Origin of the sequence: Roseburia sp. 1XD42-34 (genome assembly GCF_009917385.1) — a bacterium.
Classification (GTDB): Bacteria; Bacillota; Bacilli; order Bacillales; family Amphibacillaceae; genus Virgibacillus.
The window spans coordinates 14,669-29,499 of record NZ_QWLJ01000032.1 but is presented as its reverse complement, the minus strand read 5'-3'; the positions used below and the strand labels follow the sequence as shown (position 1 = coordinate 29,499).

The 14,831-nt window shown below is 37.0% G+C and carries 11 protein-coding genes; 5 read left to right on the top strand and 6 right to left on the bottom strand.

Annotated features, from left to right (window positions below):
• Positions 1-310 precede the first annotated feature (310 nt).
• Both D1839_RS14840 and D1839_RS14835 read left to right on the top strand, forming a co-directional pair.
• Positions 311-1,840, top strand: coding sequence for a glycine betaine uptake BCCT transporter (locus tag D1839_RS14840; RefSeq protein ID WP_120380684.1), 1,530 nt, complete (start codon positions 311-313; stop codon positions 1,838-1,840).
• Positions 1,841-2,592: 752 nt separating this feature from the next.
• Positions 2,593-2,925, top strand: coding sequence for a hypothetical protein (locus D1839_RS14835; RefSeq protein WP_147358288.1), 333 nt, complete (start codon positions 2,593-2,595; stop codon positions 2,923-2,925).
• An 888-nt stretch (positions 2,926-3,813) separates the two neighbouring features.
• Here D1839_RS14835 and lpdA read toward each other — a convergent pair.
• From lpdA to D1839_RS14810, 5 genes are all read right to left on the bottom strand, one after another.
• Entirely contained in the window at positions 3,814-5,220 is a 1,407-nt protein-coding gene (lpdA, locus tag D1839_RS14830; RefSeq protein WP_120380686.1) for a dihydrolipoyl dehydrogenase, read from the bottom strand.
• A 4-nt stretch (positions 5,221-5,224) separates the two neighbouring features.
• Complete coding sequence (locus D1839_RS14825; RefSeq protein ID WP_120380687.1) at positions 5,225-6,487, bottom strand: dihydrolipoamide acetyltransferase family protein; 1,263 nt, start codon at positions 6,485-6,487, stop codon at positions 5,225-5,227.
• 26 nt (positions 6,488-6,513) lie between these two features.
• Complete coding sequence (locus tag D1839_RS14820) at positions 6,514-7,491, bottom strand: alpha-ketoacid dehydrogenase subunit beta (RefSeq protein WP_120380688.1); 978 nt, start codon at positions 7,489-7,491, stop codon at positions 6,514-6,516.
• 3 nt (positions 7,492-7,494) lie between these two features.
• Complete coding sequence (gene pdhA / locus D1839_RS14815) at positions 7,495-8,577, bottom strand: pyruvate dehydrogenase (acetyl-transferring) E1 component subunit alpha (RefSeq protein WP_050352602.1); 1,083 nt, start codon at positions 8,575-8,577, stop codon at positions 7,495-7,497.
• Positions 8,578-9,899: 1,322 nt separating this feature from the next.
• Positions 9,900-10,589, bottom strand: coding sequence for a YkyA family protein (locus tag D1839_RS14810; protein ID WP_120380689.1), 690 nt, complete (start codon positions 10,587-10,589; stop codon positions 9,900-9,902).
• 254 nt (positions 10,590-10,843) lie between these two features.
• Between D1839_RS14810 and def the strand changes: the two genes are divergently transcribed.
• On the top strand, positions 10,844-11,395 hold the full coding sequence (gene def, locus D1839_RS14805; protein ID WP_120380690.1) for a peptide deformylase: 552 nt from the start codon (positions 10,844-10,846) through the stop codon (positions 11,393-11,395).
• 42 nt (positions 11,396-11,437) lie between these two features.
• Here the strand turns inward: def and D1839_RS14800 are convergent, their stop codons facing one another.
• On the bottom strand, positions 11,438-12,211 hold the full coding sequence (locus tag D1839_RS14800; protein WP_120380691.1) for a Cof-type HAD-IIB family hydrolase: 774 nt from the start codon (positions 12,209-12,211) through the stop codon (positions 11,438-11,440).
• 569 nt (positions 12,212-12,780) lie between these two features.
• Between D1839_RS14800 and D1839_RS14795 the strand changes: the two genes are divergently transcribed.
• Both D1839_RS14795 and rnjA read left to right on the top strand, forming a co-directional pair.
• The gene (locus tag D1839_RS14795; protein WP_120380692.1) at positions 12,781-12,990 is read left to right on the top strand and encodes a DNA-dependent RNA polymerase subunit epsilon; all 210 of its coding nucleotides are present in this window, start codon (positions 12,781-12,783) and stop codon (positions 12,988-12,990) included.
• A 3-nt stretch (positions 12,991-12,993) separates the two neighbouring features.
• Positions 12,994-14,661: a ribonuclease J1 gene (gene rnjA, locus D1839_RS14790; RefSeq protein ID WP_050352597.1), complete on the top strand. Its 1,668-nt coding sequence runs from the start codon at positions 12,994-12,996 to the stop codon at positions 14,659-14,661.
• Positions 14,662-14,831 lie beyond the last annotated feature (170 nt).

Here is a 14,831-nt window from a genome sequence, read left to right as displayed (position 1 = left end):
AATATTAGAACGAAGAATTATCAATGTGCATAATTAAGGAATTTGACAGAAATTCTTCTTAGATAATGGTACTTTTACTCAAAGTATATACATAATTATTCGAAAATGGATTCATTTTTCAACGTTTTTTTCTTTTATGCTTGAAAATAGAATGAATACAAGCTTAGCACAATTTTAGTATGTTTAGACTTGGACAGGAAATAGTAAAAGAATAAGGTTTGTTATTTGAACAAATCCAGCGCTTATGTTTTAATACAATAAGTACGTCTACATAGCTATCCAAAAAATAAAATTAGAAAGGATTATTTTTGTGAAGAAAGTAACGCGAGTATTCTATATTTCAGCAATTGTCGCAGTACTATTCATTATTTGGGGAATAATTCCGAAAGACGTATTGCCTAATGCCAACTTAGATAACGTCACGAATATAATTCAATCATTTCTTGTTGATGAGTTCGGTTGGTTTTACTTATTGAGTGCAACCTCGTTTGTTATTTTTGCGATCTATCTCATTTTTTCAAAATATGGCAATATCAAATTAGGTCGCCCCGGAGACAAACCAGAATACAGCTACTTAACATGGTTTGCTATGTTATTTAGTGCTGGTATGGGTATTGGTCTTGTATTTTGGGGAGCAGCTGAACCTTTATCTCATTTTCATGATCCACCTTTTGGAGCGGAAGAAACTAATGATGCTGCTAAAACAGCGATGCAATACAGCTTTTTCCATTGGGGTGTTCACCCTTGGGCTATATACGCTACAATTGCCTTAGCATTAGCATACTTTAAATTTCGTAAGCAAGCACCAGGAGTTGTAAGCGCCGTTCTTGAACCGTTGTTTGGTGATCGAATTAAAGGCGCCTTAGGAACAACAATTGATTTTATTGTTGTTTTTGCCACAGTATTTGGTGTATCTACTTCTCTCGGTTTGGGAGCCATTCAAATTAGCGGTGGGCTCTCATACGTTACCGGGATTGAATCAACTATTACACTTCAATTAATCATCATTGGAATTGTTACCGTCTTATATATGACTTCAGCTATGTCTGGACTAAACAGAGGAATTAAATATTTAAGTAATGCCAACCTTGTCCTAGCCGTATTACTTATGCTATTTGTATTGTTCTTGGGTCCAACCAATTTTATAATGAACTACTTTACCACAACTTTAGGAAGTTATATTCAGAACCTTCCTAGTATGAGTCTGCGCATGACTCCATTTAACGAAGAAAATTCCACATGGCTTAATAACTGGACATTCTTTTATTGGGCTTGGTGGATTGCTTGGGCGCCATTTGTAGGAACTTTCATTGCAAGGGTTTCCCGAGGAAGGACAATAAGAGAATTTGTATTGGGCGTACTACTTGTACCTACTATATTTGGAGCGTTATGGTTCTCTGTATTTGGGGGATCATCTATCCATTTAGAAACCTTCAAAGGTGCAAACATTATGCAGACAATTAATGAACTTGGAGAGGAAACAGCCTTGTTTGCTGTTTTGGAACACTTTCCAATTGGTACTGTAATATCCATTATTGCTATTCTATTGATTTGTACCTTTTTCATTACATCTGCGGACTCAGCAACTTTTGTTCTTGGAATGCAAACAACCGGAGGAAGCTTAGACCCTGCTAACTCAGTTAAATTTATATGGGGGATTATTCAATCAAGTGCAGCCGCAGTACTGTTATGGCAAGGTGGGTTGAATGCATTACAAACTGCTTCTATTATAGCAGCTTTTCCTTTTGCCATTATCATGATTTTAGTCATTTTCTCGCTTGTAAAATCATTTAAGCAAGAGGCAAAAGAGCTTGATCTAACAGGTAAAAGAAAAAGCTAGAGCTAAATTGCTCTAGCTTTTTTTGTCTATAAAATGAAGCTTCCATTAATGGGGGATTCATTCATCCCGCGCTGATTGTTAGATGGACGAATCAAGCATTTAGGTGCTGTTATCCCCCATTTAGATTTGTTGCTGTACTTGACTATCCAACTTCTGAAGTGGGAGGGAAGCCTTACACACCTTATATGCGGATAAATGTGAGGCTTTCATTAGTGGAAGGGGCTTTTAAGCACCACTTATGGATGATTAATATCGGTTTAGGTATGACTTAGCGGCCACTGAACAGGAACCAGATGTTGACTTCCAGTTTTAACTACACCTATCCTCCTAGGGTTTCACAATATAGTTTCGAAAGCAGCCCCCGCCTTATTGCTAGTTACCTCGTGCACTTAATATAAGATTATATTGTTGTTTAACAGCATTTTTCCCGTCATGAAATGTTTTTTTACTCACCTGTCGTTCATTCAGCAAAATCAAATTTTATATATGAGAAAACCTCCTTTACCTATTTAATTCTCACTTTATAGACGATGTTCTTCAGATTTAGTAACTTCCGTCTAGTAATAGTTCATGTAACAATCTTTACTTTTTGTTATCCTATATTACTAACTCTAACATAGCGTTATCAACTTTATAACAGTTGAATTACATAGAGCATACTACCGTTCAAATTTGTTAAACTAAGCCTATCGACAATAAATGACAAGCAGGTGAGGATTATCAAAAAGTTAATTATTTGTCTGATGATTGCATTGGTTCTAGTCACTGGCTGTGATACTTTCAGTGCTTCAACCATTAATATTATTTCCTTTCAACCAAAAGACTATGATGTCATTTTTTATACGCACCAAAACAATAACCAATTAGAAAACTTATATTTTGATGCTATTATTGAAATAAAAGCGGATTATCCATCCGAGTTTAGTGAAGTGAAAACTAGAGAAGTCACATTTGATGAAGTCGAAGATGAAATTGATCCTAAATATCCTACTTTAATTATTAGGAAAGATGATAAAATGGTAGAGCGTATTGCTGGACAAGCGTCAAAACAAGAAATAATAAACAAACTTAAAAATTTGTTGTGAAATATCACATACTCCTAACGTCATACCCTATATACTCTTATCAAATTGCTACCGTTTACTGTTGATCACTAAAACGGAGCCATTTTACTTAGTATATTATACAGACCCACTACGAAATCAAACTATTTCTTTATTGAAGCTTACAAATCATTTTCACTTCATTTTTTCAAGTAACAAAACAGTTGCAACGTCTTAACAATCGCCTTATTTTTCCTATTCCCCTTACCTCCTTGAGACTAAGACATCGCTATTTTATCAAGTAAAAATCCGAAGCATCTGAAACAACCAGGAGTTGCAAACAACCCTGGGGATCTTTTTCACTTTATGTAAGCGCTAATAACCATAGGAACTCAACGATGTTTTTTCACAGTTTTAGTCTACGTTTATTTCCGGAGCTAAAATAATGCCGCACGCTTTTAAAAGTTAATGTGTAGTTTGTTTTATATTTAACATACTATCTAGCAATGTTGTTATATTCATTAGAAAAACTTGACTTGTCGCCAAGTCTTATGGCGGAAGCCTTTGTTTTTCTTATACTATAACAAAAAAACCTTATACTTTCCTATAGAGGAACAAATGCGCAGAGCACCCATTTAGCAACGTAGCGAATGGATCGAATCAACTAAAGTTTTAGGAATCATGCTCCTGCAACAGGAGTATACCGACGACAGAGTAGCAAACCTGTGTTTAGTTGGCCTTCCTCTTAGCGACGAACCGATAATGACTTGACTTATTGTAGGACGCATTTCTAAAGTCGCATCGTTGCTGGGCTCATGAGCCGAACTTAGCTATTCGGTTATTTCGTTATCCCAAGTACCTCATTTTATATTTTCTTATCCTTTAAAAAAAGAGCTGCTCTGAAAATAGAACAGCTCTTTACTTTAAATATTATAGCATATGAATAGGTGTACCTAGCGCTACTTCAGCAGCTTCCATCGTAATTTCACCTAGGGTTGGGTGAGCGTGAATAGTTAATGCAATATCTTCTGCTGTCATACCAGCTTCAATTGCAAGCCCTAGTTCTGAAATCATATCGCTTGCGTTTGGTCCAGCGATTTGTGCACCAATAACTAAGCCATCATCTTTACGAGTAATGAGCTTCATGAATCCATCACTATCATTTAAGGATAATGCACGACCGTTAGCAGCAAATGGGAACTTCGCAGCTTTGACATCATATCCTGCATCTTTTGCTTCTTGTTCCGTATAACCAACTGTAGCCAATTCTGGGTCTGAGAAGACAACTGCCGGCAAGCTTAAGTAGTCGATTTCTGCTTTCTCACCACTAATTGCTTCTGCAGCTATTTTTCCTTCATAAGAAGCTTTATGAGCTAATGGAGGACCAGCTACGATATCGCCGATTGCATAGATATTGTCCATGTTGGTACGGCATTGCTTATCAATTTTAATCAAGCCGCGATCGTCTTTTTCAATTCCAACTTGTTCTAGACCAAGATCTTCTGTATTCGGACGACGACCAACAGTAACTAATACATAATCAGCTTCCACGGTCTCTTCTTTACCTTTAACTTCATAGGTTACTTTGACACCGTCTTTCGTCTCTTCTACGCCTTTAGCCATTGCTTCTGTAATAATGGTAACATCTTTTTTCTTCAAGCGTTTCTTCACTACTTGGCTCATTTGCTTTTCAAAACCGCCTAAAATTTCTTTTGCACCTTCAAGAACAACGATTTCCGTTCCAAAATTTGCATAAGCAGTTCCGAGCTCTGTACCAATATATCCGCCGCCAATGACAACCATTTTCTTTGGAATCTCTTTAAGGTTTAATGCACCAGTGGAGTCTAATACACGATCTGAAAATTTAAAGTTAGGAATTTCAATTGGTGTTGACCCTGTAGCAATAATACAGTTATTGAACGTATATGTTTGAGACTTCTTCTCATCCATAATCTTCGCTGTATTTTTATCTACAAAATATACTTCACCCTTCACGATATCCACTTTATTTCCCTTTAACAGGCCTTCTACTCCAGAGGTTAACTTTTTAACGACACTGCCCTTCCACTCTTGTACTTTGGAAAAGTCAACAGTCACATTTTCTGTTTTAATTCCCAATTCTTCATTTCCATGAGCTTGTTGTGCCAAATGTCCAGCTTGAATTAACGCTTTGGATGGAATACATCCAACGTTTAAACAAACCCCACCTAAAGCGCCTTTGTCAGCAATCGTTACTTTTTGTCCTAACTGGGCAGCACGAATAGCAGCAACATAACCGCCAGGACCTGCTCCAATGACAAGTGTGTCTACTTCAATTGGAAAATCTCCTACTACCATAAACTCACGCCTCCATCATAATTAGTTGTGGATCGCTTAATAATCGCTTGATTTGATTTAGAGCATGCTGTGCAGTTGCTCCATCAATAATACGATGATCAAAGCTTAATGACAATGCAAGTACAGGTGCAACTACAACTTCTCCATCGCGAGCCACTGGTTTTTCTGCAATGCGTCCAATACCTAGAATTACCGCTTCTGGGTAATTCAACACTGGTGTAAACCATTGTCCACCTGCTGAACCAATATTCGTAATTGTATTTGATGCACCACTCATCTCTTCAGGTGATAGTTTACCACTTCTAGCCTTTTCTGCCAATTCATTAATCTCTTTAGAGATTTCAAAAATGGACTTACGATCTGCATTTTTAACGACTGGAACAAGCAGACCTTTATCCGTATCTGCCGCAATACCAACGTTGTAGTAATGTTTATGAACAATTTCATTTGTTTCATCATCAACAGAAGCATTAATCATTGGGAATTTCTTAGAAGCAGAAACAAGAGCTTTCACAACATATGGTAAGTACGTTAACTTAATTTCCTGTTCTGCAGCAACTGCTTTAAATTTCTTACGATGAGCAACTAATTCTGTCACATCAACTTCATCCAATAAAGTTACATGAGGAGCCTTCGTTTTAGAATTAACCATGGCATTGGCAATTGCTTTACGGATTCCACTCATAGCTTCACGAGACTCTGGGAAGTCACCTGTTGTTGCAGTTTCTTTCTTCGGTGCTGCTTCATCCTTTGTCTCAGTTGCTTGGGCAGCTGGCTGATCTCCACTTAGGTAAGCATCGATATCCTCTTTTAAAATACGCCCATTTTTACCTGTACCTGTAACTTTCGTAATCGAAACCCCATTTTCACGTGCATATTTTCTTACTGATGGCATTGCGATTACACGCGTATCATCATCTTCTTCGTCTTCAGTTGAAGCATTAGCGGTTTCAGCTTGCATTTCCTTAGCTGGAGCTTCTTCAGCTTTAGCATTCGCACTTGCTTCTTCTTCATCATCTGATTCGTAGCCTTCTGCATCAAAAGTGATTATTGTATCACCAACAACTGCTACTGTCCCTTCTTCTACATGCAATTTTGTCACAGTTCCATCAACTGGTGATGGAATTTCAACAACTGCTTTATCGTTTTGCACTTCACACAGAACATCATCTTCTTTTACCTCGTCGCCTTCATTGACGAACCACTTAACGATTTCACCTTCGTGAATTCCTTCACCAATATCAGGTAATTTAAAATTAAAAGCCATAAAAATTTTACCTCCTGTCTCTTTAATTAAAAGTTCATCACACTGTTTACTTTTTCTACGATGTCTTTATGGTTCGGTAGCCATACCTCTTCTGCCTCTGAGAATGCATAAACGGTGTCTGGAGCAGCAACACGCAATACAGGAGCTTCTAAGTGTAAAATTGCACGTTCTTGTATTTCTGCTACTACATTTGCAGCAACACCCGCTTGACGTTGAGCCTCTTGAACTACGACAACGCGATTTGTTTTCTTAACTGATTCAATAATCGTTTCCATATCAAGTGGTGATACAGTTCGCAAGTCAATAACCTCAGCATTAATACCATTTTCAGCTAGTTCATCAGCTGCTTTAAGACAAGCGTGAACCATTGCGCCATAAGCAATCAACGTAACATCTGTACCTTCACGCTTAACCTCTGCTTTTCCTAATTCAATGGTATACTCCTCTTCCGGAACTTCTCCACGGAAAGACCGGTATAGCTTCATATGCTCTAGAAAAATAACCGGATCATTATCGCGAATAGACGCAATGAGCAAACCTTTTGCATCATAAGGAGTAGAAGGAATTACAACCTTCAATCCGGGCTGCTGTGCAACTAAACCTTCTAGAGAATCGGCATGAAGTTCAGGCGTATGAACCCCACCACCAAATGGTGCACGTACGGTAATAGGTGAATGATGGACGCCACCTGAACGATATCGCATACGTGCCATTTGACCACTAATTGAATCCATCACTTCATATACGAAGCCGAAGAATTGAATTTCAGGAACAGGTCGGAAGCCTTGCAAGCCAAGACCGATAGCCAAACCGCCGATACCTGATTCAGCTAAAGGTGTATCAAACACACGTTCTTCACCAAACTCGGCTTGAAGCCCTTCAGTGGCACGGAACACGCCACCATTCTTACCGACATCTTCCCCGAAAACAAGCACATTTTCATCGTTCTTTAGCTCTGTGCGTAGTGCGTCTGTAATGGCTTGGATCATTGTCATTTGTGCCATGATTTACTTCGACTCCTTTTCTTTATATTCTTCCATTTGCTCCTGCAAGTTATATGGAAGTTCTTCATACATATTTGCCATTAAATCGGTAACTTTTTGTTTTGGATATTGATCAGCTTGCTTAATCGCTTGTTTAATTTCTTCTTTTGCTTGATCAATTACTTTGTTCTCTTCTTCTTCAGACCATAGATTTTTCGATTCTAAATATTTGCGGTAGCGAACAAGCGGATCTTTCTTTTCCCACTCATTATCTAAATCTTCCGTACGGTAACGAGTTGGGTCATCTCCAGCCATCGTATGTGGTCCATAACGGTATGTCAAAGTTTCAATGAGCATTGGTCCTTCCCCATTAATTGCGCGCTCTCTTGCATGCTTCGTAGCTGCATAAACAGCAAGTACATCCATACCGTCTACTTGGATACCTTCAATCCCAGCTGCAACAGCTTTTTGTGCCAATGTTTTCGCATTTGTTTGCTTTTCTACTGGAACGGAAATAGCAAAACGGTTATTTTGTACAAAGAAAATTGCTGGTGCTTTATACGCTCCTGCAAAGTTAATTCCTTCATAAAAATCGCCTTGCGACGTACCACCGTCACCAGTATACGTTACAGCCACATTTTTCTTGCCGCGCTTTTTCATGCCTAAAGCAACTCCAGCAGCTTGTACGTATTGTGCACCAATAATAATTTGCGGACTTACTGCATGAACTCCTTCAGGCATCTGGTTGCCGTGGAAGTGTCCTCTAGAGAATAAAAACGCTTGGTATAATGGTAACCCCTGCCAAATTAATTGAGGTACATCACGATATCCTGGTAATAGAAAATCCTCTTGTTCAAGTGCGAATTGACTTCCTAATTGGGAAGCTTCCTGTCCTGCTGTTGGTGCATAGAACCCTAAACGACCTTGACGGTTTAAAGCAATCGAACGCTGATCCAACACTCGTGTGTAAACCATTCTGCGCATAAGCTCTTTTAACTGCTCGTCCGAAAGATCAGGTACATCTTCTTCATTGACAATCTTTCCATCTTCGTTAAGAATTTGGAACATTTCGAACTGACTTTCAACACTCTCTAGTACGTGTTTCAAAATAGTTCACCTCTTCCTTTCTGTATCCATCTTCATATTATCATTTCTAGCCTACCCAAAATCAGAAAAAAACTGTACTTTTAAGGTATTCCCTTTTTTGCTTAAGATAAATCTATAAGTGAACGCCCAAAGGGAGAGCACACTAAATTTACAATCCCTTACTTTGCTTCAGATAGTATTTGTGTTCTCTTTTTGTATTACATCCACCTAATAACCAGTTACAAAACTGTTACATAAAAAAGCAAATTATCATTAGTACAATTTCTTTTCATATAAATTCTAGCTCAATTCTTCTTAGTGGTCAAACACTTTGTTTCCTTTAATTAATTTTTACATGAATTGAATAACAACCTTCTACATAAAAACGCTTTCTCTATGTTTCTGTTATAGTTCATTTTAACATCTGTATTACTGTTATTCTAAAAGAACCTTTTGCTTTTAAGCATGAATTTGAAGTTTCTTCCCTAAAGGGAATCTTCCATCAGTGGGGGGGGGCATTCATCCCTTCACTGATTGTTAGTACCGTAATGGTAGTTCCCACTTGGACTTTTGACAGTAAAGAGGTACAGATTATCCAACTCCTGAAGCGGGAGTCTCATAGCACCTTATATAAACCTATTGGTATAAAACTTTATATTTACCAGCAGTTTCTTGATAATCTTTTTCGTGCTCCAAGCAGGAAACAGCTATCTCTATTTTTTCTCCCAAATGATTTCCTTCCTTTAGTATAGAACGTTGCTCTCCCTTTTCTCGTGTCTTTTAATTATCTATAATCACGATACTTATTTACCCACTCATTGAGTATCGAATTACTTGAAATATGATACTTCTAGACAACTGCTTTATAAACATAAACTTTCGTCAAATAATCAGGCACTGTCACTTGTTTAAATTCCTTGGAATAAAATTGTTTTAAAGTTTTGAATTCGCTAGCCCTCTTTCCCCTTCTATCTCGAACCTTTCAACACCGTCTTCTAAAGGTCGTTTTCATTAACATTGATATTTTGAACATCATGCTTTCATCCTGTATCTTCATCCTTATAATCACTTATTACTTCCTATTTAAATTCACTTAGATAGGATGTATAGGGCATTAGAAAAACTTGGCTTGTCGCCACGTCTGGCGGAAGCCTTTGTTTTTCTTATACTATAAACCCAAAAAACCTTATACTTTCCTATAGTGTAAAAAAACTCCTCCTAAAGCAAAACAGATCATTATTTTTTAATCTGTCTCCCTTAAGAGGAGTATATTAAATTTGGTTGTTTGGCTGATTCAATATACTGTTTATGTTCCAGGCTTCTTTTTCATCCACTCCATCCACTTACTTGTCTTCTGTTGTTTTGTCTGATTCTCCTTCATATGTAACATTTATGCCTGTCTGTTCATAAAACTTCTTTTTGATTTCATTATAGGCTTTTGTATGCTTATTAAAGGCTTCGTTTGACTCAATCACTTTTTCGTAAGCTTCATTAATAGCATTTATTTTTTCAGTTAAGGTTTCTTGTTTTAAATCTTCTTTCGATAATAATTTATACATTTCCTTTTCCAGCTTTAGAGCTTTATTATAAGCTTTATTTAACTTACCATACGAATCATAACGTTGATCCATTGTATTAATCATTTTTTCAGCTGTTTCTTTTCCTTCTTTTCCTTCTAAATCCGCAATAATTTCTTTAGTATTAGAAAATTCTTCTTGTGCTTTCTCAATACTTTCCTGCTCTGTCTTTATCGCTTTAGCCCGCTTATCAACTGTTTCAATTCCTTGATCAGCAAGCTTTTTGATTTCATCCATTTCATCCTTGCCAAGTCCCATAATTTCCTTATATAGTTCCTGCTCTTTCTTCTCCAAATCTGTTATTTTACTTTGCTGTTTTTCAAACCCTTCTTCTAATGCTACTGCTTCCTCCAAATGGTTTTGTATTTTCTCCTCGGGTGTTTCATTACTACACGCAGTTATTATAAATAAAAGCATGAATCCAAATGCAATGATTACAGACTTTTTTATTGACATTATTAACCTCCTAAACCTAAATCAAATATACGTTTAATAGTATAACATAAATCAGCTTGTACAAAAGAAAAAATAATGAAACGATGACCTCAATGTTATTAACGTCGTTAAAAAGTATAGAACACTAGAAATAATGATCTTTAATGAAAGAAGATTATAGAAATAGCTATATTCTATAGCAAATTATGATGAAACAGGCATAAATATGATAAAATATTCATTGGAAAGATGGATATAGAATGGGGAGTGGTACAATGATTACTATGAAAGATATCGTACGGGAAGGTCATCCTTCATTAACAACAGTCGCCGATGAAGTAACAATACCCTTAACTGAAACGGATAAACAATTACTTGGAGACATGGTGCAATTTTTAAAGAACAGCCAAGATGAAGAGATAGCAGAAAAATATCGGCTCCGTGCTGGTGTTGGTTTAGCTGCTCCTCAACTAGGTATAAACAAACGGCTGATTGCGGTGCATTTTGAAGATAAAAATGGAAAAAAATATAGTTATGGTCTTGCTAACCCAAAAATCATCAGTCATTCTGTCGAAAAAGCTTATCTTCCATCTGGGGAAGGTTGTTTATCTGTTGACAGAAATGTGGAAGGATATGTTCCCAGGCATGCCAGGGTTTCCATAAAGGCAATATCTATGGAGGGAGAAGCTATTAAATTACGTTTAAAAGGATATGCTGCTATCGTATTCCAACATGAAATTGATCATTTAAATGGCATCATGTTTTACGATCATATTAATAAACAAAACCCCTACTTTATCCCAGAGAATGCTAAACCTGTAGAATAAAAATGAGCAGCTGAAAACCAGCTGCTCATTTTTCACTTATTATTAGATTAAAGCAAAATGTTTAAGTGCTTTTGCAATCCCATCTTTATCTACATCATCGGTTATATAATCTGCTACCTGCTTCAAATCAGAAATGGCGTTCCCCATTGCTACACCAGTACCAATTTCCTTAAGCATCTCCATGTCATTTAAGCCATCTCCAAAAGCATAGGTATCTTCCACTGCTAGCCCACTAGCCTCCATTAATTTTTGAACACCTATTGCCTTCGATCCGCCCATTGGAATAATATCACATGAATATTCATGCCAACGTATAAAGTCTAACGTATGATGCTCATTTGCTAATTGCATTTCTTCCTCTTGTTTACAAAAAAGGAGCGCTTGATAAATCGACCCGGATTGGTAAAAATTCGGATCAACTTCTGGATAACCGAAATCCATACTTTTTAAACTTTCTTCTATAAATGGATGACCGGGCACAGAAGCTTTCATCTGCTGATGGCTTGAAAATACAATGGGGTATTTTCTTTCTGCTATTGCTTGATTTAACCGAATAAGATCATCTTCTTTAATTGGGTTTTTATAAACCTCTTTGCCTTCAAACACAACATATTGCCCATTAAAACTGACAAAGGATTGAATGTTCAATGTTTCTCGAATATGATCAAACATAAACGGGGCTCTTCCAGTAGCAATTGCCACATAAACCCCATTAGCTTGCAATTCTTTAATTGCTTCCTTAGTAGAACCCGGAATTTCATTTGTGGCAGTCAAAATTGTGCCGTCAATATCTAAAAAAACCATTTTCTCATACATGCGTATTTCCCCTTTTCCGTGTATAAAATAAACCTTAATGTAAAAACTAAGCATAGTAATAATCGGAAATCGTATTGTTTGTAAAGCGTATGCCGCTGCTTATAAAATCATCTAAAAAAGGAGAATTAAAGCTTCTTTTTTCCCTTTTTTATCACAGCGATGAGAAATTATTTTTAAGAAAAAGCGTATTTTTATTTCAAATTTCCTCAAGTCATACTATACTATAGATAAGAGGGATTGGATCGGTAGATGTTTTTATTGCTTTTCTTAATATAAAGAAAGGAGATGACACGTCATGCTAAAGCGTCTAAAAGAAAAGCTCAAGAAACGCTGGAAAGACTTTTTAGGCCGAGGACGTGTACCAACTACTTGTAAAAAGACTACCAATGATTAATTTACCCAATCACATACTAAAGGTACCATAAAGTTCATGAAAAAGACAAAGCTACGCTATTCGGAAAAAGAGGATACCTTTATCTTGTGTTCTTGTGTCGGGTAACTCCATTAATTAAATACGTGTTCAAAAGAATAAAAATAATAAACAACGAAACTATTCAAGGAGAGATGAGATGATTTACAAAGTTTTATATCAGGAACTGGTTGATGAAATTCCAGTTCGAGAACGTACGAAAAGCGCCTATGTAGAAGGTGATTCTGTAAGAGCAGTTAGAGCAAAAATAAATGAACGCAAGTATAACATTGAATATATTCATGAACTGGATAAAGCACATTTAGCATATGAAAAACAATCCGAAGATTTTTACGTGGAGAAAATCTAAACAATGAAATTCGTAAAAAATGATCAGGCTGCCGTCTTTGCTCTAGGTGGCTTAGGAGAAATCGGAAAAAATACGTATGGCGTTCAATTTCAGGATGAGATCGTATTAATCGATGCAGGAATTAAATTCCCTGAGGATGAATTGCTAGGAATCGATTACGTTATTCCTGATTATACGTATCTTGTACAGAACCAAGACAAAATTAAAGGATTATTTATTACTCACGGACACGAAGATCATATTGGGGGGATCCCATATCTTCTCCGTGAAATTAATGTGCCGATATATGCTGGTAAGCTTGCGTTAGGATTAATCAGAAATAAATTAGAAGAACACGGTTTATTAAGAAATGCAAAATTATTAACGATACAAGAAGACGATATTATTAAATTCCGAAAAACATCCGTTAGCTTTTTCCGGACGACTCACAGCATTCCCGATTCCTATGGTATTGTAGTGAAAACTCCACCAGGAAATATTGTGCATACTGGAGATTTTAAATTTGATTTCACTCCTGTTGGAGAGCCCGCTAATTTATCAAGGATGGCAGAAATCGGCAATGAGGGTGTGCTTTGTCTTTTATCAGATAGTACGAACAGCGAAGTTCCCGGGTTTACGATGTCCGAAAAAGTGGTTGGAGGAAACATAAAAGATATTTTCAGCAGAGTTGACGGTAGGGTAATATTTGCAACTTTTGCTTCAAATATTTATCGATTACAGCAAGTAGTAGAAGCATCTGTGAAAAACAATCGAAAAATTGCTGTATTCGGTAGGAGTATGGAATCCGCCATTAACCTTGGGCAAGAATTAGGTTATATTCAAGCACCAAAGGATACGTTTATTGACGCCAATCAAATAAACCGCCTTCCAGCTCAAGAAGTAACCATTTTATGTACCGGATCCCAAGGTGAACCAATGGCTGCACTGTCAAGAATTGCTAATGGTACCCATCGTCAAATTCAAATTATTCCTGGCGATACAGTTGTGTTTTCTTCATCCCCAATCCCTGGAAACACAATTAGTGTCAGCCGGACAATCAATAAATTATATCGAGCAGGCGCAGATGTCATTCATGGCAAGTTAACGAATATTCATACGTCTGGTCACGGCAGTCAAGAAGAACAAAAGCTCATGCTGCGTTTAATCAAACCAAAATTCTTCATGCCAATTCACGGTGAATATCGAATGCTAAAAGAACATGTTAAATTGGCAGATGCTTGTGATGTAGACTTGGACAATTGCTTTGTCATGGACAATGGAGATGTTTTAGCACTTGGAAAGGATACAGCTACAATTGCCGGAAAAATTCCTTCAGGTTCGGTCTATGTAGATGGAAACGGAATTGGTGATATAGGAAATATTGTCCTCCGGGATCGTCGCATACTTTCAGAAGAAGGATTAGTTATTGTAGTTGTAAGTATCAACATGAAAGAGTTTAAAATATCTGCAGGTCCCGACATCATTTCGCGTGGATTTGTGTATATGAGAGAATCAGAGGACTTAATTAATGAAGCACAAAAATTAGTCGCCGCTCACTTAGCTAAAGTGATGGAACGTAAAACCACGCAATGGTCAGAGATTAAAAATGAAATCACCGATACAATCGCTCCTTTTCTATATGAAAAGACAAAACGTCGGCCCATGGTTTTACCTATTATCATGGAAGTTTAAAAAGAAAAAACAGCCAGCTGGCTGTTTTTTTGTTGTGAATTCGAAAACCGTTATTATTGTCTATCAATTGACAGATAACGGGTTGTTATGATTCATACATGTAAAGAAAATCTCTCTTCCATTCTAAGCGATAAGTAGCATCGGATACCCTGTCAGTACTGTGCTTAGCA